This is a genomic window from uncultured Sphingobacterium sp. (assembly GCF_964277905.1).
GTDB classification, from domain to species: domain Bacteria; phylum Bacteroidota; class Bacteroidia; order Sphingobacteriales; family Sphingobacteriaceae; genus Sphingobacterium; species Sphingobacterium siyangense.
Window position 1 is genome coordinate 55,497 of the sequence record NZ_CAXYKD010000037.1, and the last position, 22,484, is coordinate 77,980.

At 38.8% G+C, this 22,484-nt stretch carries 18 protein-coding genes; 9 read left to right on the forward strand and 9 right to left on the reverse strand.

Annotated elements, in window-relative coordinates; all coding sequences use genetic code 11:
- Nucleotides 1–77: 77 nt before the first annotated feature.
- Complete coding sequence (locus ACHWSC_RS16815; RefSeq protein WP_088162946.1) at nt 78–836, reverse strand: ABC transporter ATP-binding protein; 759 nt, start codon at nt 834–836, stop codon at nt 78–80.
- Nucleotides 837–845: 9 nt separating this feature from the next.
- The gene (locus ACHWSC_RS16820) at nt 846–1,580 is read right to left on the reverse strand and encodes an ABC transporter permease (RefSeq protein WP_046671950.1); all 735 of its coding nucleotides are present in this window, start codon (nt 1,578–1,580) and stop codon (nt 846–848) included.
- Nucleotides 1,581–1,826: 246 nt separating this feature from the next.
- On the opposite strand from ACHWSC_RS16820, the gene ACHWSC_RS16825 reads away from it, so the two are divergent.
- Nucleotides 1,827–2,774 (forward strand): LiaI-LiaF-like domain-containing protein, encoded by a 948-nt coding sequence (locus ACHWSC_RS16825; protein ID WP_394677513.1) that lies wholly within the window; start codon nt 1,827–1,829, stop codon nt 2,772–2,774.
- A gap of 45 nt (nt 2,775–2,819) precedes the next feature.
- On the forward strand, nt 2,820–4,829 hold the full coding sequence (gene ispG, locus ACHWSC_RS16830) for a (E)-4-hydroxy-3-methylbut-2-enyl-diphosphate synthase (RefSeq protein WP_394677514.1): 2,010 nt from the start codon (nt 2,820–2,822) through the stop codon (nt 4,827–4,829).
- A 120-nt stretch (nt 4,830–4,949) separates the two neighbouring features.
- Here the strand turns inward: ispG and ACHWSC_RS16835 are convergent, their stop codons facing one another.
- Nucleotides 4,950–5,384: a T9SS type A sorting domain-containing protein gene (locus ACHWSC_RS16835; protein WP_083663760.1), complete on the reverse strand. Its 435-nt coding sequence runs from the start codon at nt 5,382–5,384 to the stop codon at nt 4,950–4,952.
- Between the two features lie 259 nt (nt 5,385–5,643).
- On the opposite strand from ACHWSC_RS16835, the gene ACHWSC_RS16840 reads away from it, so the two are divergent.
- Together ACHWSC_RS16840 and rlmF are read left to right on the forward strand one after the other, a co-directional pair.
- A complete protein-coding gene (locus ACHWSC_RS16840) occupies nt 5,644–7,590 on the forward strand; it encodes a KUP/HAK/KT family potassium transporter (RefSeq protein WP_394677515.1) in 1,947 nt (648 codons plus the stop codon).
- 77 nt (nt 7,591–7,667) lie between these two features.
- Nucleotides 7,668–8,579, forward strand: coding sequence for a 23S rRNA (adenine(1618)-N(6))-methyltransferase RlmF (gene rlmF, locus ACHWSC_RS16845; RefSeq protein ID WP_075994188.1), 912 nt, complete (start codon nt 7,668–7,670; stop codon nt 8,577–8,579).
- Between the two features lie 87 nt (nt 8,580–8,666).
- Here rlmF and ACHWSC_RS16850 read toward each other — a convergent pair whose 3' ends face one another.
- Both ACHWSC_RS16850 and ACHWSC_RS16855 read right to left on the reverse strand, forming a co-directional pair.
- Nucleotides 8,667–10,361 (reverse strand): amino acid permease, encoded by a 1,695-nt coding sequence (locus tag ACHWSC_RS16850; RefSeq protein ID WP_120333210.1) that lies wholly within the window; start codon nt 10,359–10,361, stop codon nt 8,667–8,669.
- 80 nt (nt 10,362–10,441) lie between these two features.
- Entirely contained in the window at nt 10,442–11,125 is a 684-nt protein-coding gene (locus ACHWSC_RS16855) for a hypothetical protein (RefSeq protein ID WP_394677516.1), read from the reverse strand.
- A gap of 103 nt (nt 11,126–11,228) precedes the next feature.
- Between ACHWSC_RS16855 and tyrS the strand changes: the two genes are divergently transcribed.
- Nucleotides 11,229–12,512, forward strand: a complete 1,284-nt coding sequence (gene tyrS, locus ACHWSC_RS16860; protein ID WP_145327938.1) for a tyrosine--tRNA ligase — start codon at nt 11,229–11,231, stop codon at nt 12,510–12,512.
- Between the two features lie 120 nt (nt 12,513–12,632).
- Here tyrS and ACHWSC_RS16865 read toward each other — a convergent pair whose 3' ends face one another.
- Nucleotides 12,633–13,142, reverse strand: a complete 510-nt coding sequence (locus tag ACHWSC_RS16865) for a GNAT family N-acetyltransferase (protein WP_286736750.1) — start codon at nt 13,140–13,142, stop codon at nt 12,633–12,635.
- A 272-nt stretch (nt 13,143–13,414) separates the two neighbouring features.
- On the opposite strand from ACHWSC_RS16865, the gene ACHWSC_RS16870 reads away from it, so the two are divergent.
- Complete coding sequence (locus ACHWSC_RS16870; protein WP_394677517.1) at nt 13,415–16,150, forward strand: DNA translocase FtsK 4TM domain-containing protein; 2,736 nt, start codon at nt 13,415–13,417, stop codon at nt 16,148–16,150.
- Between the two features lies 1 nt (nt 16,151).
- A complete protein-coding gene (locus ACHWSC_RS16875; RefSeq protein WP_394677518.1) occupies nt 16,152–16,805 on the forward strand; it encodes an outer membrane lipoprotein carrier protein LolA in 654 nt (217 codons plus the stop codon).
- A 110-nt stretch (nt 16,806–16,915) separates the two neighbouring features.
- Here ACHWSC_RS16875 and ACHWSC_RS16880 read toward each other — a convergent pair whose 3' ends face one another.
- Nucleotides 16,916–17,728, reverse strand: a complete 813-nt coding sequence (locus tag ACHWSC_RS16880; RefSeq protein WP_075994195.1) for a lytic transglycosylase domain-containing protein — start codon at nt 17,726–17,728, stop codon at nt 16,916–16,918.
- Nucleotides 17,729–17,970: 242 nt separating this feature from the next.
- Between ACHWSC_RS16880 and ACHWSC_RS16885 the strand changes: the two genes are divergently transcribed.
- Both ACHWSC_RS16885 and ACHWSC_RS16890 read left to right on the forward strand, forming a co-directional pair.
- The gene (locus ACHWSC_RS16885; RefSeq protein WP_394677519.1) at nt 17,971–19,587 is read left to right on the forward strand and encodes a pseudouridine synthase; all 1,617 of its coding nucleotides are present in this window, start codon (nt 17,971–17,973) and stop codon (nt 19,585–19,587) included.
- A 94-nt stretch (nt 19,588–19,681) separates the two neighbouring features.
- The gene (locus ACHWSC_RS16890) at nt 19,682–20,149 is read left to right on the forward strand and encodes a nucleoside triphosphate pyrophosphohydrolase family protein (protein WP_120333203.1); all 468 of its coding nucleotides are present in this window, start codon (nt 19,682–19,684) and stop codon (nt 20,147–20,149) included.
- A gap of 150 nt (nt 20,150–20,299) precedes the next feature.
- Here ACHWSC_RS16890 and ACHWSC_RS16895 read toward each other — a convergent pair whose 3' ends face one another.
- Nucleotides 20,300–21,241, reverse strand: a complete 942-nt coding sequence (locus ACHWSC_RS16895; protein ID WP_120333202.1) for a TIGR01212 family radical SAM protein — start codon at nt 21,239–21,241, stop codon at nt 20,300–20,302.
- Between the two features lie 16 nt (nt 21,242–21,257).
- Nucleotides 21,258–22,049, reverse strand: a complete 792-nt coding sequence (locus tag ACHWSC_RS16900) for a hypothetical protein (RefSeq protein ID WP_394677520.1) — start codon at nt 22,047–22,049, stop codon at nt 21,258–21,260.
- Nucleotides 22,050–22,484 lie beyond the last annotated feature (435 nt).

A 22,484-nucleotide genomic window follows, 5' to 3' on the forward strand; every position in this document is an offset into this window, starting at 1 on the left:
ATATAAAAGAAATCTGCACGATGCTAACGCAGATCAAACACCTAAAATTAAGCGCAATAAAGCCCTCTTCTCACATGTTATTGCCCCATTGAAGCCTTAGCACTTTTCATTAATGGACTTGCAAAAACAAAGTTGTTCAATTCTTCCACATCCGATCGCATCATATCCTTATTGGAACCTTCCCAGAATTTTTGTCCCTTATAGAGAAACAAAATATACTCACCGATTCCCATCACAGAATTCATATCATGTGTAACAACGACTGTCGTACATTTCAATTCTTGCGTAATTTTTAGCACCAATTCGTCAATAACAATCGAAGTCTCCGGATCTAATCCCGAATTGGGTTCATCACAAAAAAGGTATTTGGGGTTCATACTGATTGCGCGTGCAATTCCAACCCGCTTTTTCATCCCCCCCGATAGTTCCGCAGGAAACAATTTATTTCTTCCCTCTAGATTAACCTGTTCCAGACAATGATTTGCCCGATCTAATTTCTCCGCTTTAGACATATCCGTAAACATGTCCAGCGAAAACATGATATTTTGTTCTACCGTCATCGAATCAAACAGCGCTGAATTTTGAAAAAGCATGCCTATTTCTTTTCGAATAGGAACGCGCTCTTCAAAATTCATCCGAGTAAAATCCTTGCCATCAAAAATCACCTTTCCTTTTTCCGGTTGATGCAGGCCCACAATACATTTCAATAAAGTACTCTTTCCGGAACCCGACCCCCCGATAATCAAACTCACTCTTCCAGGTTCGAAATTTGCACTGATACCCTTCAGAACGTGATTGTCTCCAAATGACTTGTTAATATCTTCGATTTGAATCATAAAATCTTTTTAAAGCATTAATGCGGTTATCACATAATCCGCAGCAAGAATAGTTATACAGCCAACTACAACTGCTTCTGTGCTAGCTTGCCCAACTTCCAAGGCTCCTCCCTTTACATTATACCCTTTATAAGCAGATATCGAGGTAATAATAAAACCAAATACAACAGCTTTAACAAGGGCAACTGTCACCGTGAAACCGTTGAAGCCATCCTGAATTCCTAAAATATAATCCGCCTGTGTCACAGCCCCCGAAAGTGACCCGCCCAACAGACCGCCCACTAAGGCGCATACGATGGAAATAATAACCAACATCGGAATCATGGTAATACCCGCCAATATTTTGGGTAATATCAAATAACCAGGGGCATTGATCCCCATAATTTCCAAAGCATCAATTTGCTCTGTAACGCGCATGGATCCGATCTGTGAAGATATAGACGACCCAATTTTTCCCATTAGGACTAACCCCGAGATCGTTGGTCCCAATTCCAAAATATTTGAATCCCGGTTGATCGAACCTATAATAGAATTTGGGATCAAATCGGAAACCATCTGAAAGGCAATTTGCATGGTCATAACAGCTCCAATGAAGGTAGAAATAATGACGATAAGCCCCAAAGATCCTATACCAATATCGGTCATTGCCAATACGGTTTCCTTCCAATAAATCCGACCTTTCTCCGGTCTTTTAAAAACTGATTTCAGGAGTATGAGATATGCGCCAATGTGATGAAAGATCATATTATCTATTTAATTTCAATGTATTACGCCAATTTTACGGCTATACTAAACCAAGCAATCCATTAAAGGTAATTAATTCCAGCAAATATATAAACAAGCAAAAACCCAAAAAGTATATGAAAAACGAAATTACTTACCGATCAATTAGTCACATTTACCGATTTTTTATGTATAATAGCCTAAACATTCATACGGTATCTCTCAAAGCGACTTACTTTTGAGACATATTAACAAACGGAATTAGTTATGAATACACGAAGAATAACAACTGGTATCACCATTCTCTTTATAGGAGTTGTCTTATTATTATCACAGCTCAACACGATTTCTTTCAACTGGGTAGGTATTTTTAGATACTGGCCGCTGTTTATTGTCCTTGCTGGAATTCGTATGCTGGTACCCAAAGACCAACAGATTGGACAGTTTGTCGCCATTGGTTCTACCGTAGTGATTTTAGGTTTCTTGACTTACATAGGGCTGTCGACACCAAAAGAGCCGATTTTAACACAATTATTGAAAAATAAAGGTGTCAACATCAATATCGACGACCCTAACGACAAAACAAATTATACAACAGAAAAACTCAATGTACCGTTGGACGATAAAATCCATAGCGCTACCTTAAACCTCGATTTGGGAGCCACTTCATTAAGAAATGATAGTAGCACTACGACAGAAATCTTCTCGGCATTTAACACATCAAAAGAATATTTACTTGGCATAACTGTACATGGAGAGTCCGCAGACAAATTAGATATCAACCTAAAGGGAAAATTCAAAAACAAGGATTTTAACAGCAAAAACAACAATACGTTTATCGCTTTAAACCCTAACATCCTATGGAATCTGAATTTTGATGTAGGTGCAATTGATGCCAAGTTGGATCTTTCACCCTACAAGATAGAATCATTGGATATCGATGCTGGAGCTACTAGCTTGAAGTTAAAATTAGGACAACCCCTAGCAACAACTAAAATTTCGATGGATGCTGGAGCCTCCTCTATTGAGATCGCCATCCCAAAAAATGCTGCCTGCCGCATTACAAGCGACAATGCATTATCCTCAACAGATTATGAAGGCGATTTCCTAAAAAGTGAAGGCGAGGTAAAATCGACAAATTACGATTCGGCCGCTCAAAAATTCGATTTCGACATCAACGGTGGCATCGCGTCAATAAAAATTAGAAGATATTAATTGACAGCAAATTTTTAGTCAAGAAAAGCTAACTTTGTGTTAGATATGGACACAAGTAATATGTTGACATTACCTGGAATCTATTGCAATTCCAAGGTAGATTATTCGAGATGGAAAACGAGGGAAATTCAGATCGGTGATATTCCCATGGGTGGCGATAATCCCATTCGTATTCAAAGTATGACGACAGTGGATACAATGGATACGATGGGCTCGGTTGAGCAGACCATTCGAATGGTTGAGGCGGGCTGCGAATACGTTCGTATTACCGCTCCTAGTATTAAAGAAGCACAAAATTTAGCTAACATAAAAAATGAACTTCGCAGAAGAGGCTATAAGGTCCCTTTAGTTGCTGATATTCACTTTACACCAAATGCTGCCGAGGTTGCCGCTCGTATCGTCGAGAAAGTAAGAGTCAATCCTGGTAACTATGCAGACAAGAAAAAGTTTGATCAGCTATCTTATACCGATGCTGAATACAAGCGTGAGTTAGAACGCATCTATCAAAAATTCACTCCGCTCGTAAATATCTGCAAAGAAAATGGTACCGCCATGCGTATTGGTACCAACCACGGCTCACTGTCGGACAGGATCATGAGTCATTACGGCGACACCCCCGAAGGGATGGTCGAATCTGCCATGGAGTTTATCCGGATGTGTGAAGATCTGAGTTTCTACAATCTCTGTATCTCAATGAAATCATCCAACCCACAGGTCATGGTTAAAGCCTACCGATTGCTGGTCGAAAAAATGGTTTCCGAAAACATGAACTACCCCCTACATCTCGGTGTAACCGAAGCTGGAGACGGTGAAGATGGTCGTGTAAAATCTGCCGTTGGTATCGGAACACTTTTGGAAGATGGACTGGGTGATACTGTACGTGTATCGTTAACCGAAGAGCCTGAGCGGGAAGCTCCAGTCGCCATAGCACTTGTCAATAGATACAGTAAAAGAAAGGCAAACCTCGAGAGTCAACCCAAACAAGAGATTGTTCAGCTCTCTCCAGAGACACCAAATGTTCCTTATACCAGCCAGGAAGTAAATACCTTTATCGGAGGCTCTTTGGTACCACGGATTGTGGTCGACATTTCTAAAGAAAATCTGAAAGACACTCAGATCCTTTCTAAAGTTGGCTATCGTTATGATATCCTATTAGATAAATACCACATGGGTGAGCAGTCTGTAGACTTTGTCTATCTCGCAGACAATTTGCCATCCTTTACGATGCCGGCAAATCTGAAGCAAGTTTATAATTATAACACCTGGTCAAAACTTACCGATCAAACTAATATTCATCCCCTCTTTACCTTAGACGAATTCGTAAAGTCGGACAACAAGGATAAAGTCCTGAATATGGTCAAAATCTGTAATTCAGATTTGTTAACCCCACTGTTTGAATCTTTACAGCTCGACAAAACTGTCGTATTTATAGTAGAAACCGATTATTTGCACGGTATGGCAGATCAAAGACAGTTCTTTCGAAACCTACAGGAAATCGGTATCGATAATCCTGTCATTATCAAACGTTCTTATTTGAAAGAAGATTTCTCAGGACCCATTGGTGATTTTATGAATCCCGAAGAACCTATTTCAAAAATACAGCTGTACGCATCTACTGATCTAGGAGCATTATTAATCGATGGTTTGGGTTCAGGAATTTGGATTGACTCTCCGGCAACAGCATTGGAAAACATCGCTTCGCTCTCTTTCGGAATTCTACAAGCAACACGATCCAGAATATCCAAGACAGAATATATTTCCTGCCCAAGTTGTGGCAGAACTTTATTTGATCTCCAAGAAACGACGCAGATGATCCGAAGCCGCACCAATCACTTAAAAGGCTTAAAAATTGGTATCATGGGCTGTATCGTTAATGGCCCTGGAGAAATGGCGGACGCTGACTATGGTTATGTTGGGGCGGGACCTGATAAGGTGACGCTATATAGAGGTCAGCAGATCGTTAAGAAAAATGTAAGTTCCGCACATGCCTTAGACGAATTGATCAAGATCATTCAAGATGATGGACTGTGGATCGAAGAAATACAACAAGACTAGAATTAACAAATAAAGCTTTACATAAAACAGCAAAGGGAATCAAATGATTCCCTTTGCTGTTTTATGTATACGAACGAATGAACTTACATTATATGTTACCTTCTTATCGAACAGACCTCCTTATCGAACAGAAAATCTTTTCACCACAGTTTCTGAACCAGCGACTACCCGTACAAAGTAAAACCCTGTCGTTAATTTTCCGCCATGCTCAAAGGAAAGATTTTGAATTCCTGAATCTAGGTTGCCATTCATTAATTGGAGAATCTCATTGCCCAATGCATCCATTACTTTAATAGAGACACTTGACGATTTTGCCAATTTAAAAGAAAGATTTATTTGCTCCGCAATCGGATTATAGAAAACCTTCACATTATTGATAAGTTTCTCTGTGTCCTTGATGTTGTTGTCTTCCCCGAATGCCTCAGTACCGTCCCAAATATGTTGCGAAATAGTATGGTCATAAGGAGACTTTGCATACACCCGAGTCATCCCGCTGCACAATGTCAGTGCGGATAAAAGTGTTAAACAAGCTGCTTTAAGTAGATTTCTCCCCATAGTGTTAAATTAGACTTCAAATACTGGTTACGGTTTAATCAAATATAACGCTAACTATTTGAATTATCAACAACAAAGTTAGTATTTTGTTTAAAAGTTTTTCAGCAAATAGATTCATTCTAAGTTTCTTTTAACAAATTTTAACAGCTCTTGCGCATGTCAAAGTAAATGCTAAAATTTGGCGCAGGAAATGTACCTACTTAAAGTACAGGCAAAAAGTATATTTTTGCAGTATATTTTGAAATAAAATAATTGATAAATGGCAGACAACAGTCATCAAAACAGTATCAATAAGGTGAGTTTCGCCGGATTATTGATCAGTTTAGGAATCGTTTTTGGAGATATCGGAACTTCTCCATTGTATGTTTTCAAAGCAATCATGGGACAAGGAGCCATTCAAAAAGACTTAGTCTTGGGCGGACTATCCTGTGTTTTTTGGACACTGACCCTCCAGACAACAGTAAAGTATGTTTGGATCACACTCCGGGCGGACAATAAAGGTGAAGGTGGTATCCTATCCCTTTATTCATTGGTACGCAAGCGTGCCCCTTGGTTAATTTTTCCGGCGATGATCGGTGCGGCGACATTATTAGCGGACGGAATGATCACCCCTGCCATCACAATATCCTCGGCTATTGAAGGTTTGGATCTCAAATTCCCAGGATTACCTACAGTACCTATTGTAGTTACGATTATCTCCTTATTGTTTATCATTCAACGATTTGGAACATCTGTAGTAGGAAAGGTTTTTGGTCCATTGATGACCATTTGGTTTACAATCATTGGTGTAATTGGTTTATCTCATCTTCACCTCGCACCAGAAGTGATGAAAGCAATCAACCCTTATTATGCCTTCCATATTTTAATTACTTACCCCCATTCACTATTATTGATCGGTGCAGTATTTTTATGTACTACAGGCGCCGAAGCATTGTATTCGGATATGGGACACTGTGGCAAAAACAATATCCGTATCAGCTGGATCTACGTAAAAATCACACTTATACTAAATTATTTCGGACAAGGAGCCTGGTTATTAACACAGGAAGGACGTGTTCTAGGGGGTGAAAATCCGTTCTATTCAATCATGCCCGATTGGTTTATCGGTTATGGTATCGCTATCGCAACGATTGCAGCGGTCATCGCCAGCCAAGCCATGATATCTGGCTCTTATACTCTAATTTCGGAAGCAGTACGTTTGAATATATGGCCTAAAGTCGCTATCCGCTACCCCAGCGAACATAAAGGACAATTGTATGTACCATCCATCAATTTAATTTTATGGGTCGGCTGTATGATCGTCATCTGGGTTTTTGAAGAATCAAGCCGAATGGATGCAGCCTATGGGCTTGCGATCAATTTAACGGTATTGATGACCACAATCTTAATGGGATACTTCCTCGCCATGAAAAAGGTCAATCGCGTGCTTATTGCTATATTTTTAGTTGCTTATTTTGTTATTGAATTAACTTTCTTAATAGGAAATGGTGTCAAAATAGCCCATGGTGGTTGGTTAACCCTTTTACTTGCAACGGCGTTATTTGGAACAATGTATTGCTGGTATACGGCGCGAAAAATTAAAAATCGTTTTGTTAACTTCATTAACATCAACAAATACTACCCAATTATCTCCGAATTAAGTGAGGACAAATCGGTTCCCCCATATGCATCACATTTGGTATATCTGACAAGTGCAAATTTCAAATCCGAGATAGAAGCTAAAATTATTTATTCAATTATTAATAAAAAACCAAAGCGTGCGGATGTATATTGGCTCGTCCACGTTGATGTTATGGATCATCCACATACAAAAGAGTATTCGATCGATCAGCTTATCCCGGGTAAGTTAATACGGGTTGATTTTAAGCTTGGCTTTAGAGAAGAACAGCGCATCAGCCTGCTGTTCAGAAAAGTAGTTGAGGAAATGGTAAAAAAAGGTGAAATTGATATTACCAGTCAATACGACACCTTACGTAAACACAATATTCCAGGTGACTTTAAGTTTGTTGTTTTGGAAAAAGTACTATCCAAAACCAACCAGATGACATGGATAGAAAAGGTAATTATGGACATCTATGGTTACCTCAAAAAAATGAGCTTGTCCGAAGAAAAAGGTTTCGGTTTAGATTCCAGCTTCGTTACAATTGAGCGGGTTCCACTCAATTTTCCACAGACTTCAGAGGTCCATCTCATACGGAAAGATTAATACTCCTCAAGGTGATGCCCAAGCATCACCTTTTTTATTCAATAGAATTGCATTACTTTTGTTGCAAATAATACATCATGGCAGACGCTAATCCAAAAAAGAAATTACACCCTAGAAATAGACATCTCGATAACTATAATTTTGAAGAATTGAGCAAAGTCGAACCTTCGCTCAAAGATTTTGTTATAGAAAATGCTTATAACGTAAAATCCATCGATTTTAACAATCCCGATGCTGTTAAAACGTTAAACAAGGCGCTTCTAAAAAAATATTACCACATTCAACACTGGGATATTCCCAAAGAGAATCTTTGCCCCCCTATTCCGGGCCGAGCAGATTATATTCATTATATCGCAGATGTGCTTGCAAGGGATAATAATGGTGAGATTCCAAAAGGTGGAAATATCCATATACTCGATATTGGTGTTGGTGCAAATTGTATCTACCCCATCATCGGGCATCAGGAGTATGGATGGAGCTTTGTAGGATCTGAAATTATCAAGAGCGCATACAAAAATGCAATCGAGATAACGCGGACAAATATGAGCTTAAAAAAGAGCATACAAATCCGTCTACAAAATAACCCGAAAGCCATATTCAAAGATATTATCCTTCCAGGTGAGAAATATGATGTGGTGATCTGTAATCCCCCATTTTTTAGCTCTCAAACCGAGGCTTTACAGCAGTCCATCCGTAAGACTACAGGCATTAAAGAAGCTAAAATAGACGAAAAACCTGTCACACAAGCATTTTCTGGACAAGGAAGCGAGTTGTGGTGTGATGGTGGTGAAAAAGCTTTCTTGTCACGCATGATCTTTGAAAGTCAATTTCACAAAGATCAAGTAAAATGGTTCACAACATTAGTTGCTCACCGCGAAGACATTCGCTTTCTACAACACAAACTAAAGAAAATAAATGTAAAAGAGACCGAGGTGATCCGCATGGAACAAGGCAATAAGGTAAGCCGAATCCTTTTGTGGAGATTCTAATACATCCATGATATTCAAAGAAAAGGAGTTATCTTTTATCAGATAGCTCCTTTTCTTTGATCCATTATGTACGACGCTTCTCGTATACTATACTTGCGCCTGTTTATTTAACTTTGAATGTTTATAGCCATACATAAAATATACAGCCAATCCAATTACGAGCCAGATCACAAATATTATCCAGTTACTTGCCCCCAATTCCGTCATCAAATACAGATTGATCAGGATACCAACGACAGGCAATAGCGAAAAGTTCATTTTAAAGCTATAAATACTCAGGCCAAGCCAGGTTAACCAAAATATAATGACCAACATTTTATGTTCTATAATTTCAAGGATGGAGAGCGATTTCCACTCCTGAATCGTCTCTTGCGCATAGCTAAAAATAAGCACAATAGCGATCAATAGCCCTGCACCAACTAAATATTTACCATTGATGTAAGGGACTTTAAATTTGGATTTTGCAGATAAGCCCGAATAATCCATATACAATACACCTGCACAAACAAGGATAAAGGCAAAAAAAGTACCCACGCTCGTTAGATCCACAAAGAAGTCCATTTTAAAAAATAACGAAGGGATAGCAACCACCAAACCTGTTACAATAGTGGCAAAAGAAGGTGTTTTATATTTTGGGTGGATCGTCGCGAATTTCTTCCACAACAAACCGTCCCGACTCATAGTCATCCAAATTCTTGGTTGAGCCAATTGATACACCAGCAAGGCACTGGTAATGGCAATCACAGAGGTCACCGATATAATTCCGGCCATATGGTCAAAGCCGACATATTTAAACACGAAAGCAAGTGGATCCTTCACATTTAATTCGGTATAGTTAACCATCCCCGTCAAAACCAGGGTAATGGCAACATATAATACAGTACAAATCAATAGACAATAGATCATTGCCTTAGGCAAATCGCGCTGTGGGTTTTTACACTCTTCGGCAGTTGTGGAGATCGAATCGAATCCGATAAAGGCAAAGAAAACCGCGGCCACACTTCCGAGTACGCCTTTGAGACCATTCGGTGCAAAAGGTGTCCAATTTTCTGGTTTAATAAAAAATATACCCCCAAAAATGACAGCCAGGATAATAGCTACCTTAATCATCACCATGACCATACTGGCTTTCTGGGACTCTTTGATTCCGATATAAACCAACCAAGTGACCAAAAATGTAATGACACCTGCTGGTAAATCGAAAATAATAGGCAGTCCCCCAATTCGTGGCGCACTATTAAAAGCATCCAGACCATGTTGGTCGATTGCGGTCAGAGCCGCCGCGCCATGTTGGTTCATCTTGTCTACAGCATCATAAGCATAGCCTGGTGCCATGGATAACCAAGCCGGTATGTGAAGACCAAAGCCCTCCAGCATGGAGACAAAATATTGCGACCAGGAAATGGCAATAACCGTATTGGAAACAGCATATTCTAAGACCAATGCCCAACCTATAATCCATGCAAACAACTCACCAAAAGCTACATAAGCATACGTATACGCTGATCCTGAAACAGGAACTGTACTGGCAAATTGCGCATAGGCCAATGCCGTAAAAACACAGGCAAAAGCTGTAAAAACGAAGAGCAGTGATACTGCTGGCCCACCTTCATAACTCGCTAACCCAATTGTGCTAAAGATTCCAGCCCCTACAATAGCGGCGATACCCAACGAAACCAGATCTGTTACCCCCAATACCTTTGCAAGGCCTGTCCCCCCCTCTTTTTGAGTGTCATGCAGAATCTGATCAACACTTTTCTTCCGAAAAAGTCTATGTGACATGTAAATTTAGTTTTTGATACTTAAAATTATGCGAAAATAAATATTTTCAAGGTCTTATACTATTGGTATTTTCCGATAGACTAATTAAAGTCCACCAGCTCATATTGAATATACTGGTAAATTTCCTGATAATCGGTCATCTGCGTATGTAAATAGGAAATCAACTGTTCTTTCAGAAGCTGTCTTTGCTCCACTGAAACTTCAAATTGCCACAATCGTTTACAAATATTGAAAAGTGCACCTGCAATTTTTTCTACCTCTGCATAGTCATAAATATACTTCCACTCAATAAACTGATGATAGAACTTTTCAAATTTAGGAATATCATTCAGTTGATTAATTTTCAAAAACTTCCGAACAGCGTCTTCATTGACATGCATTAGCGCAGCGTAGAATTTATCGATGGAGACCGCTTTATTTTGTGTTAGGATATGATCCAGCAATAGCTCCAACGCGATATGCGCCATAAAGGACGGCCGGATAGGCAGCCCCGCTAAACTAGACTGGATTTTTAGTTTCAGTTGATGTGTATGATGAAAAAAATAAGGTGAATTGTGAAACAGGCGATCAACCTCGATATGACGGTTCCAACCTATATACAATTGTTCCAGTAAAGGATTGTCCAAAAGCTCATCTTCATACTGACGTGGTTTTAGCATAAAGGATTTATCAGCATTTTTTAATAGATCGGGTAACAATCCACCTACAATACGTTCGGCATTGGTTGCAAACCGCTCAAAATAGAAATGTGACAAAAAATTCATACCAGCTTATTAGCGTGTGCTTTTATATGGAATTATTCGCTCAATATACGCTTAATCTCCTATCTTTGCATCTTGTAAATTAAAAAATTAAATCCATTTAACAATGAGCTTTGTAGAAGAATTACGTTGGAGAGGCATGTTGCAAGATATTATGCCAGGCACTGAAGACTTACTGAATAAAGAAAAAGTCGCTGGTTATATCGGCTTTGATCCCACAGGCGACTCTCTACACGTAGGACACTTGACGCAGATCATGACTTTGATCCACTTCCAAAATGCAGGCCACAAACCTGTTGCCCTGGTTGGAGGAGCAACAGGAATGATCGGAGACCCTTCTTTCAAATCTGCAGAGCGTAACTTGTTGGACGAAGCTACCTTACAGCATAATGTAGCTTGTCTGAAAAAACAGTTAGGCAAATTCCTTGAATTTGGAGAAGGTGAAAATGACGCCCAAATGGTTAATAATTACGACTGGTTCAAAGATTTTAAATTTTTGGATTTTATTCGTGATATCGGTAAAATGATTACCGTTAACTATATGATGTCTAAAGATTCGGTAAAAAAACGTCTGGAAGGCGACAATGGTCTTTCATTTACAGAGTTTACCTATCAATTGATTCAAGGATATGACTTCTACTACCTTTGGAAGCATCATAACTGTAAAGTTCAAATGGGTGGGTCCGACCAATGGGGTAACATTGTAACAGGAAGTGAAATGATTCGTCGCCAAGATCAGGGAACAGCTTATGCAATCACCACACAATTAATCAAAAAAGCCGATGGTCAGAAATTTGGAAAAACCGAATCTGGTGCCGTATGGTTAGATCCAAAGAAAACCTCTCCGTATAAATATTACCAATTTTGGTTGAATACGTCAGATGATGATGCTAAAAACTGGATCAAAATTTTCACACTCAAACCTCAGGACGAAATAGCGTCTATTATTGCAGAACATGATGCAGCGCCACACTTACGTTTAGTTCAAAAAGCACTGGCAAAAGATATCACCATTCGTACCCACTCCGAAGAAGCATACGAAACTGCGATCAAAACTTCTGAATTTCTTTTTGGTAATGGTTCTTTAGAATTTTTGAACAACTTAGATCACGAGGCTGTTTTAGAGGTATTTGAAGGCATTCCTCAATTTCAGGTCGCTAAAGCAGACCTTGCAGCAGGCATCAATATTCTTGATTTACTGGCTGTTCAGACACAAGTATTCCCTTCCAAAGGTGAAGCCCGCAAAATGCTTCAGGGCGGCGGAGTTTCTATCAACCGAGAAAAAGCAACTGATATAGAAGAGTCAGTTACGGAAAACCACCTTGTAAACAATAAATATATTGTTGCACAACGCGGTAAAAAGAATTATTACCTGATTATCGCAGATTAGTGATCAGCAATATCCTGATTTAATAATCCATAAGTATAAGAAAGTCCCTTTTGAACAAATCAAAAGGGACTTTCTTATGCAATCCAAAGCCATTCTTCTTCCGCTAAAAAATCGGTCCGGTTATTTTAATAGTTTTTCAAATGCCTTACGCGACGCTCCTCTAAAATGTACCTCCCCACAATATTGATACCCCAGCTTTTCGAACACATGCAACATTCCTCCATTGTCAAAATTAGTATCCACCTTGATACTATAAACCCCATGATCAACCGCGATCTTCTCCACCCCAGACATGATTCCCGTTCCCACACCTTTCATATGCGGATCCTGCGCCGAGGCCAATCGGTGTATACCGACATAAGGTCCATCACTTAACCATTTTCCGTCAATATCATTATAAGCAGGTTCGACATCAAAAATAACAGCTACATAACCTACAATCCTATGCTCCACTTCAACGACATGCCCGTAGCCCTTATCAATATCCGACTGCACCACATCTTCATTCGGATAACCATCTTGCCATTGTCGGCTGCCTTGTTCTTTCCTGAGGGCAATTGCTTGTTGTATAATTTCCCAAATCCGTCCTTTATCAGCCAATGTCGCTTTTCGTATTTCAAACTTGTTCATCCTATCTCTTATTTTTATTCGTAAAACTACATATTTTACAGCAACTCCAAAGAATACACCAAAACAGCAATCTGTATAGATATGCACATTCTTTGATCAAACCTATTTGCAGGGCATAGTATTTGCTAGTCATTATAGCTATCTAGCTTTTTAGCTACATCTAAATTTATTCATTTATAAAAAACGACAAACTTAAAATAATAGGCCATCAGCATCTTTAAAATACTATCAAAATAACTAAGTTTGTAAGCAGTATAATTGTGAGCTTTTCAATGTCAAACAAAGGAAATACATTTAGGCAGACAGGAAATTCAGTTTCCGGCAAACGTGCCCCTCAAAAGGAATCAACAACATTTAAAAAAGAAAAAAGTCAAAAAAATAGTGTACCAAGAGATTATTCTGATGCACAGCAAAAGGCTGTCAAGATATTAGGGATTTTATTGATCTTACTTTCATTGGCATTTGCTACAGCTTTCGTCTCCTACTTATTCACTTGGGAAGACGATCAAAGTTATATCGCAAAAACCAATGGCGGATGGTCGACATTATTCAGATCTACAGAAGAAATTCATGATGAAGCTGTTGATCTACCGGTTGTCGATAATAAACTAGGGAAATTTGGCGCATTGCTTGCCAACCAATTCATGTACGAATGGTTTGGCGTCGCATCTTTTCTCTTTATCCCGGTATTATTCATTTTAGGATATCGCCTGTTGTTCAAGAAATCATTACTTCCATTGTACCGTACTGTGGTCTATTCTTTTGTTGCAATCGTTTTTATCTCGGTAACATTAGGCTTCCTACATGGATTTATGGCAGATACACCGCATATGCTCGAGGGGAAATTTGGTTTTTGGACCAATAAATTACTGGAAGCACAAGTTGGTATTGTCGGCGTTGGCTGTATATTGGCTTTTGCCTACCTGACGACATTAATCTTACTTTACAACCTCGATTTTAAATTTGTCCTATTCAGTAACAGGAAATCCAAGTCATTCTCCGAAGATATGGACGAAGAGGATGAAGATGAATACGCCCCGCACAATCTAAGAAACAAAATTCATATTGAAGATGATTCCATCCAATCTGTACGGGAATCTATTCAACGGCCAACATCAATCAATGAGCGATTTCAATCTGCTCGTGAAAAAGATATACAGGAAGAACTTCAGCGCCCTGCCTTTACACATCACGCCATACCTGAAGTACAAATTGATCCGAAAGACAAAGTGGTGCTCTCGTTCGACGACAGTCCACTGGAACGAACAGAGAATACACCTTCAATTAGTTTTACAATTGATCAGCCGAATGAAGAATTTGAAGCGGAAGACTTACCGCTAATCCGGGAATATCAAGCACCGAAAATTGAAGCAGAACCTCAACAAGAGCCAGAAGCTGCCATCGAACCCGATGCAGTACCAGGTCTGGTGGTTGAGGATATCAAAGAGGAAAAAGAGATTACTGCCAGTGACCTTGTGGCCCAATTCGGACAATATGATCCAAAATTGGATCTTTCTGGCTACCAACATCCGGCATTGGATTTATTGAAGGACTATGGTGGTGGTAAAATTACCATCAATCAACAGGAACTCGAAGCTAACAAAAACAGGATTGTTGATACACTGAGAAACTACAGTATCGAGATCGAAAGTATCAAAGCAACTATAGGTCCAACGGTAACTTTGTATGAAATTATACCAAAACCAGGTGTACGGATTTCAAAAATCAAAAATCTGGAAGATGACATTGCCTTAAGTCTTGCGGCATTGGGTATACGGATTATTGCACCTATGCCTGGAAAGGGAACAATCGGTATTGAGGTACCAAATTCCAGTCCGGAAATGGTATCCATGCGATCGGTACTTGCTACGGAGAAGTTTCAGAAAACAGACATGGATCTCCCAATTGCTTTAGGTAAAACGATTTCCAATGAAGTCTATATTGCCGATTTAGCTAAAATGCCTCACCTTCTAGTTGCGGGAGCGACCGGACAAGGTAAATCAGTAGGTATAAACGCCATTCTGACCTCTTTACTGTATAAAAAGCATCCGGCCGAACTAAAATTTGTCCTTGTTGACCCTAAAAAAGTGGAACTTTCTCTATTCAAAAAAGTAGAGCGCCACTTCCTTGCAAAATTGCCTGACGATGGAGATGCAATTATCACTGATACGAAGAAGGTAATCAACACCTTAAATTCTCTGTGTATAGAAATGGATCAACGTTATGATTTGTTAAAAAATGCACAGGTACGGAATTTAAAGGAATATAATGCAAAATTTATCAATCGCAGATTAAACCCTGAGGAGGGTCATCGATTCTTACCATATATCGTTCTTATTGTTGATGAGTTTGCCGACTTGATGATGACAGCAGGAAAAGAGGTCGAAACACCGATTGCACGATTGGCACAATTGGCCCGTGCGGTAGGGATTCACTTGGTTATTGCAACCCAACGTCCTTCTGTCAATATCATTACCGGTACAATCAAGGCCAACTTCCCTGCACGTCTTGCATTCCGTGTATTATCGAAAGTCGATTCACGGACTATTCTAGATACAGGCGGTGCAGATCAGTTGATCGGTCGAGGTGACATGCTTCTAGCGACTGGAAGTGATTTGATACGCATTCAGTGTGCTTTTGTTGATACGCCAGAGGTTGAACAAATTTCCGACTACATCGGTGCACAACGAGGCTACCCTTCGGCATTTATGCTTCCGGAATACGTAGACGAAAACGGAGATGGTTCTGGCAGTGTGGATTTTGATCCCAAAGACCGCGATCAGTTGTTCGAAGAAGCTGCCCGATTGATTGTCATGCATCAGCAAGGCTCAACTTCATTAATCCAACGTAAATTAAAATTGGGTTATAACAGAGCAGGACGAATCATCGATCAATTGGAAGCTGCTGGAATTGTAGGTCCATTTGAAGGAAGTAAGGCCCGCGAGGTACTTTATCCAGATGAGTATTCATTAGAACAATTTTTGGAGACGTTAAGAAAGGACAACTAAGATGAAAAAACAATTGTGGTTTATGGTAGGTTTGCTAATTATTGCATACAGCCAAAACAGTTATGCACAAAATGATGCCGCTGCTAAAGCATTACTGACGAAAGTAAGCCAAAAGTACAATGCATACAAAACAATACAGGCCAACTTCTCATTAGATATTAAACAAGCGAATGGTGGCTCACATACTGACGCTGGAACAATATACCTAGACAAGAGTAACAACAAGTACCAGGTCAGTACCAAAAATCAAGTATTGATATCGGATTCCAAGACACAGTGGAATATCATGAAAGCCGAAAAGGAAGTGGAAATCTCAGAAGCAAGCAATTCGACCAACGAGATCAATCCAACAAACATATTCAGCTTCTACACCAGCGGTTTTAAATATACCTTGACCAATACTGAAAAGGTAAAGGGACTTACGCTAAGTGTCGTTGAATTAAGTCCGCTCAATAGCAAAAAAAACTATTCAAAGATAAAGCTGCGTATCAATAAGGCAAGCAACCTGATCTATGATACGACCGTTTTTGATAAAAGTGGTAATCGCTATACCTATACATTAGCTTCACAAGAGGGCAATAAGGGCTTTTCAGCTAATCTATTCGCATTCAACAAAAATGATTACAAAGGTTTTGAAATCGTCGATTTAAGATAAAAATATATCGACGCTATAACACTGATTAAACGCAGTACCATAAAAAAGGCTTTCCAGTATTGGAAAGCCTTTTTTATGGTACTTTAATCGTTATTGTACTTGACGCAATTTTATAGCATATTGGGTTCCTTATCCAAAGTCTCACTTTCTTTGTTTGCATAACGCGAATAACCATGCTTTTGCGGATGTTCGATAATTTCCTTCATAGAAACCAGTTTGTACACATACGAACCCGTTTCATTATTCAATTTCAATGCAAAATAGTCGTCCTTTTTTTGTCTTCTTATAGAACCTCTTAAACTACCATCACCGACATTATATGCTGCAGCTACCAAGGTCCAGTTTCCAAATTGGGCATACAAGTATTTCAGGTATCTGGCAGCAGCATGTGTAGATTTGACAAGATCTTTCCGATCATCTACTGTACCATTGACTTTCAATCCATACAATCGCGCTGTTGCTGGCATAAACTGCCAATAACCACCAGCTCCCTTAGATGAAACAACAGCTTTACTAAGCCCACTTTCCACTAAGGGGATATACTTAAAATCCTCCGGAATACCATGTGATTTAAGGATCTTTGCGATCATAGGCAAATAGGTCTCTGCCTTTTTGTGCATATCGTATGATCCTGTTTTTTTAAACGAGAATCGATTGAAAAATTTGCGCAATTTACTTTCCACAAGCGGACGATCCATCGGTAATGAATCTTCAGCAAATGTCAATGAATTCATATAAGATTCAAACGAATTGCTTTTTTCTTTTTTTTCTTCTTCGTCCCCATGATGAGCGGGAACTACTACGAGCTTCGGTTCAACGATCTTATCGCCGTTTGAAGCGTTGTTGTGTGGGGTTGAGTATAATTTTGACAGCAATAAAGCAAACAAAATCAAACTACTACATAAAACTTTCTTTCTTATCATTCACTCCCTTAATGCTATCCTATCCACGACTCCAATCGATCAAAAAATAGCTTGGTTCAAATTCAAGGGTACAAAGGTAAACACTATTTATTTAAAAAACAAATAGTTACATTACAGACAACTTAAAGTGGCTTTTTTAGCGTAAAAACGCAGCAAATTCAAGAAAAGACAAAAAGATAAGGATTTTTTCGCAAAACCCAAAATTATACCTAACTTTGTGGTTCACATTTTAGCAAAACACAATGCCATTCAGCAATAAAAGGAACAGTCGTGATGACAACTCCAGAAAGTCACGAGGCAACTCAGATAGCTTCAAATCTAGAGGCGATAAGAACAATAGTTTCGGAAAAAAATCATATGGGTCGAATGACCAATCTGAAAGAGGTTCTTTCAGAAAAGATGATAATCGTGAGAACAGATCATTCGGATCTAAAAAATTCTCAGACAAACCTCCTTTCCGAGGAGAGAACAATTCCTTCCGTTCAAAAGATAATTCAGAAAAATCCTTTGGTAGAGGAGGCCGCTCATTTGATAAAAAAGATTCTTCAAGATCTTTTGACAAAAAAGATTCCTTCAATAAATTTGATAGATCAGAACGTTCTTTTGACAAAAAAGATAACTTCAAACGTTCCGATAGAAATGACTCTTCAAGATCTTTTGACCGTTCAGAACGTTCTTTTGATAAAAGAGATAGTTTCAAACGTTCCGATAGAAATGATTCCTCAAGATCTTTTGACCGTTCAGAGCGTTCTTTTGATAAAAGAGATAGTTTCAAACGTACAGACAGAAATGATTCCTCAAGATCTTTTGATAGATCAGAACGTTCTTTTGACAAAAGAGATAGTTTCAAACGTTCAGACAGAAATGACACTCCAAGATCTTTTGACCGTTCAGAGCGTTCTTTCGATAAAAAAGATAACTTCAAACGTTCAGACAGAAATGACAGCCCAAGATCTTTTGATCGTTCAGAGCGTTCTTTTGATAAAAGAGATAATTTCAAACGTTCAGACAGAAATGACTCTTCAAGACCTTCTAACAGAAAGTTTGATGGCGAAAGAAGTAGAAATTTTGATGACAACAAAAACTTTGGTGATAAACAATATATTAAACGTCCAAAGAAAAAAGCAGAGGATGCAGAGGATGATGGCTTAGTTCGTTTAAACCGTTACATCGCCAATGCTGGTATTTGTTCAAGACGTAAAGCTGATGAGCTTATCATTGCTGGTGTTATTTGGGTAAATGGAGAACCTGTTACTGAATTGGGTACCAAGGTAGATCCTGCAACAGATGAAATCCGTTACAACAACGAACGTTTAAAACGTGAAAAAAATGTTTATGTTCTGTTGAACAAACCAAAAGATTATATCACGACTACAGATGATCCTCAGGAGCGTCATACCGTAATGGAACTTGTTTCTAAAGCGACAAAAGAAAGAATCTATCCTGTTGGTCGTCTTGACAGAAACACGACGGGACTTCTTTTAATGACAAATGATGGTAGTCTTGCTGAAAAACTTTCACACCCGCGTAACAGCATCAGCAAAATCTATAATGTCGAGTTAAACAAAAGCCTTACACAAGGTGATTTTAACAAAATCAGCTTTGGTATCGAATTAGAAGATGGTGTAATCAAACCCGATGACTTGAGCTATGTCCAAGGTGGATCAAAACGTGAAGTTGGCATCCAAATCCACTCAGGAAAAAATCGTATCGTACGTCGTATTTTTGAGTCATTAGGATATGAAGTCGTTAAATTGGACCGTGTGGTTTATGCAAACTTAACGAAAAAAGATCTTCCACGTGGCCGCTGGAGATATTTAGAGGAGCGTGAAATCGTGCAATTAAAGCACCTGATTTAATCGCTTAAGAAGATAAATAAAAATAAAGGACGGTCATTCAGTTAACCGTCCTTTATTTTTTATATTTGCTCTTTCAAATAAAAAAACAAAGAATATGACTGATCCGAAAACACTTTCATCCGTTGCGGAATTCCATAAAACATTCCAACATCCAATCCTAGACAGCCCTACGATTCCATCTGAACAAAGATGTGCCTTACGGGTATCGTTGATCGCTGAGGAATTAAAAGAATTAGAAGAAGCCATCCAGGATAAGGATTTGGTAGAGATTGCAGACGCACTATGTGACATTCAATATGTACTTGCTGGAGCGGTATTAGAATTTGGTTTAAAAGATAAATTCTCAGCTCTTTTTGATGAAGTTCAACGTTCCAATATGAGCAAGGCATGTAAAGACGAAGCAGAAGCCATCGCTACACAGGAGCACTATAAATTAAAAGGTGTAGAATCCTATTATAAAGAAGTTGATGGCAAATTTCTGGTATTCAGAACAGCCGACAATAAAACGTTAAAATCTATCAATTACTCTCCAGCCGATCTAAAAACGATTGTTGAGGGCTAAATAAAAGATGGTGATCGTACCCTATTTTTTGTAGGTAAACAGCAAAGGCTTCTTTAGAGAAGCCTTTGCTGTTTTTATAGCGTGGAATATATTCATTAAACACGATAGCATACAATGATCTATCAAAAGAATAGAATTTATTAGGGCCGACTAAAAAAGACTTCCCTGTACGACCTGACGTGCTTCCAATCCCTTATCGATGTATGTTTGAATACCTGATTTCGGTAAGCCCCAATTCGGGGCAATTAACAATTCTTTATCTGCAATCCCGAAAATACGTTGAATGATCAGATCAGGACGCAATCGAGGAATAAACTTCGCTAAGAACTCGGTGTAACCTTCCATCGAAAAAAGTTCAAATGGTTCACGTTTGAATTTAACCCCCATAATAGATCCCTCTACAATATGTAGATGATGCAGCTTCACAAATTTAATCTGTGGAAAGCGGTTGATTTCATCTGCATATTTCAACATCATTTCTTCAGATTCCCATGGGAAGCCAAAGATTGTATGTACACAAAGCTCCAAAGGAGTATCTTTCAGCATATCCATGGCCTGAACAAATTCGTCGTGAGAACAGCCTCTATTGATCTGCTCCAATGTATCGTTGTAGATCGACTCCATACCCATTTCCAAATCCACATCGTAACGATCTGTATAAGACTCCAACAATGCAATCTTTTCAAAATCCAAACAATCAGGACGTGTACCAACAGAAAGCCCCAAAGTATTTTCAGGATCAATACTTAAGGCTTCATCATACATCATTTTCAGTAGATGAGTCGGCGCATATGTATTTGTATTTGGTTGGAAATAAATAATAAACTTCTCGGCGCCATAGCTATTGCGTGCTCTTTCAATACCCGATTCTACCTGCTCCCGTATCGAAGGAATTTTCCGGGCAGTATCCGGTGTAAAAGAATCTACATTACAGTAAGTACAACCACCATAGCCCTTACTACCATCACGATTGGGACAAGTAAAATTACCATCCACTATCACTTTAAACACTTTCTGTCCGTTATACTTTTGCTTTAAATAAGCCCCGTAATGATTATACGGTTTAATTCCGTTGTCCAATAATGTACCCATTGCGCTGCAAAGTTACTCAATAAAAATCATATGTGACCATTACTTTCTCAGGATCAAATGTTAAACTGATACGGCCATCACGAAAATCCTCCCAAGATAATTTATACGAACTATCCTTAACTGTTTTCTCCAAATCGAAGTAACTTCCTTTTATGGCTAAATTGGGAGAATTGTCGTAATAAGTAGGTAAACCGTAATAGAAAACGAAAAATTGTTCAAATTCCTTAAATGACAAATATCTTCTTATACTATCTTTATTTCTTGAGATCAATATCTCAATTTTCTTTAGCCTGCCATTTCTATAAAAATAATCAAGTGTTCGATAATACAGTGCATTCAACCATTTACCACCAATAAATTGGATATGACCTGGATCGATCACTACCATTGTATCCTTACTATGTGTATATGTTCCAAATTCCCCTATATAAGATCTCTCCCCGAGATGAATAATATATTCGCGAGCTATATTGGCAGATCTACCATCTTTATTTGCCGGTATCCACTTTGATATGGAAGAAAATTTATGATTCATTTCCTCAGTTTTATCCACATACCCAATATTGCTGGAAACAACTTTGACAGTGCTATCCTTATTAACCTCGAACCCGACATGCGCTTCATAATCGAGATTACCCCAACTATCTTTCCATTTTTCATTTAACTGCCTATAAAAATCAACAATACCTATCTTGGGGATTGGAAGATAGTTTTCATAGGAAACAAAAATGTAATCCTGTCTGTCTTGGCAAATACCTAATCTCAAATTAAACAAGAGAAGGCAGACGATGATCAAACAATTTCTCATATGGCCAGTAAGTAATATTTACAGCAATATACAAAAAACACGAATACAAGAATTATAGAAAAGCAATATGGAGATGGCGTATCTATTGTTTAAGAGAGCTCCTTTACTTCAGTTTCAGGCTATGAAATAGGCAATACCAATACAATTGCTAATTTGGACTAAAATTGATCGACATATATCTATGAAGATACATTATGCCACTGAGCACAGTGACAGTTGCAGGATAGCGACGGTTGCGGAACAGCTTCCGATGGACCGGGCTAACCGACCGCCATGTGCTGCGATAACCGATAGGCGGAGGATATGCAATAGCCTGTACATGGAAATACGGAAGTACTTAAACGAAAGAAGCCCTTGACTGTTTCCAGCAAGGGCTTCCGTGTAAAAAAAGGCACCGACCTACTCTCCCACCTGTTACGGCAATACCATCGGCTC

Bases quoted from the DNA above. Each gene is read 5' to 3' on its own strand.
- ACHWSC_RS16815 (WP_088162946.1), bottom strand. From the start codon at position 836: ATGATTCAAATCGAAGATATTAACAAGTCATTTGGAGACAATCACGTT.
- ACHWSC_RS16820 (WP_046671950.1), bottom strand. From the start codon at position 1,580: ATGATCTTTCATCACATTGGCGCATATCTCATACTCCTGAAATCAGTT.
- ACHWSC_RS16825 (WP_394677513.1), top strand. From the start codon at position 1,827: ATGAATACACGAAGAATAACAACTGGTATCACCATTCTCTTTATAGGA.
- ispG (WP_394677514.1), top strand. From the start codon at position 2,820: ATGGACACAAGTAATATGTTGACATTACCTGGAATCTATTGCAATTCC.
- ACHWSC_RS16835 (WP_083663760.1), bottom strand. From the start codon at position 5,384: ATGGGGAGAAATCTACTTAAAGCAGCTTGTTTAACACTTTTATCCGCA.
- ACHWSC_RS16840 (WP_394677515.1), top strand. From the start codon at position 5,644: ATGGCAGACAACAGTCATCAAAACAGTATCAATAAGGTGAGTTTCGCC.
- rlmF (WP_075994188.1), top strand. From the start codon at position 7,668: ATGGCAGACGCTAATCCAAAAAAGAAATTACACCCTAGAAATAGACAT.
- ACHWSC_RS16850 (WP_120333210.1), bottom strand. From the start codon at position 10,361: ATGTCACATAGACTTTTTCGGAAGAAAAGTGTTGATCAGATTCTGCAT.
- ACHWSC_RS16855 (WP_394677516.1), bottom strand. From the start codon at position 11,125: ATGAATTTTTTGTCACATTTCTATTTTGAGCGGTTTGCAACCAATGCC.
- tyrS (WP_145327938.1), top strand. From the start codon at position 11,229: ATGAGCTTTGTAGAAGAATTACGTTGGAGAGGCATGTTGCAAGATATT.
- ACHWSC_RS16865 (WP_286736750.1), bottom strand. From the start codon at position 13,142: ATGAACAAGTTTGAAATACGAAAAGCGACATTGGCTGATAAAGGACGG.
- ACHWSC_RS16870 (WP_394677517.1), top strand. From the start codon at position 13,415: ATGTCAAACAAAGGAAATACATTTAGGCAGACAGGAAATTCAGTTTCC.
- ACHWSC_RS16875 (WP_394677518.1), top strand. From the start codon at position 16,152: ATGAAAAAACAATTGTGGTTTATGGTAGGTTTGCTAATTATTGCATAC.
- ACHWSC_RS16880 (WP_075994195.1), bottom strand. From the start codon at position 17,728: ATGATAAGAAAGAAAGTTTTATGTAGTAGTTTGATTTTGTTTGCTTTA.
- ACHWSC_RS16885 (WP_394677519.1), top strand. From the start codon at position 17,971: ATGCCATTCAGCAATAAAAGGAACAGTCGTGATGACAACTCCAGAAAG.
- ACHWSC_RS16890 (WP_120333203.1), top strand. From the start codon at position 19,682: ATGACTGATCCGAAAACACTTTCATCCGTTGCGGAATTCCATAAAACA.
- ACHWSC_RS16895 (WP_120333202.1), bottom strand. From the start codon at position 21,241: ATGGGTACATTATTGGACAACGGAATTAAACCGTATAATCATTACGGG.
- ACHWSC_RS16900 (WP_394677520.1), bottom strand. From the start codon at position 22,049: ATGAGAAATTGTTTGATCATCGTCTGCCTTCTCTTGTTTAATTTGAGA.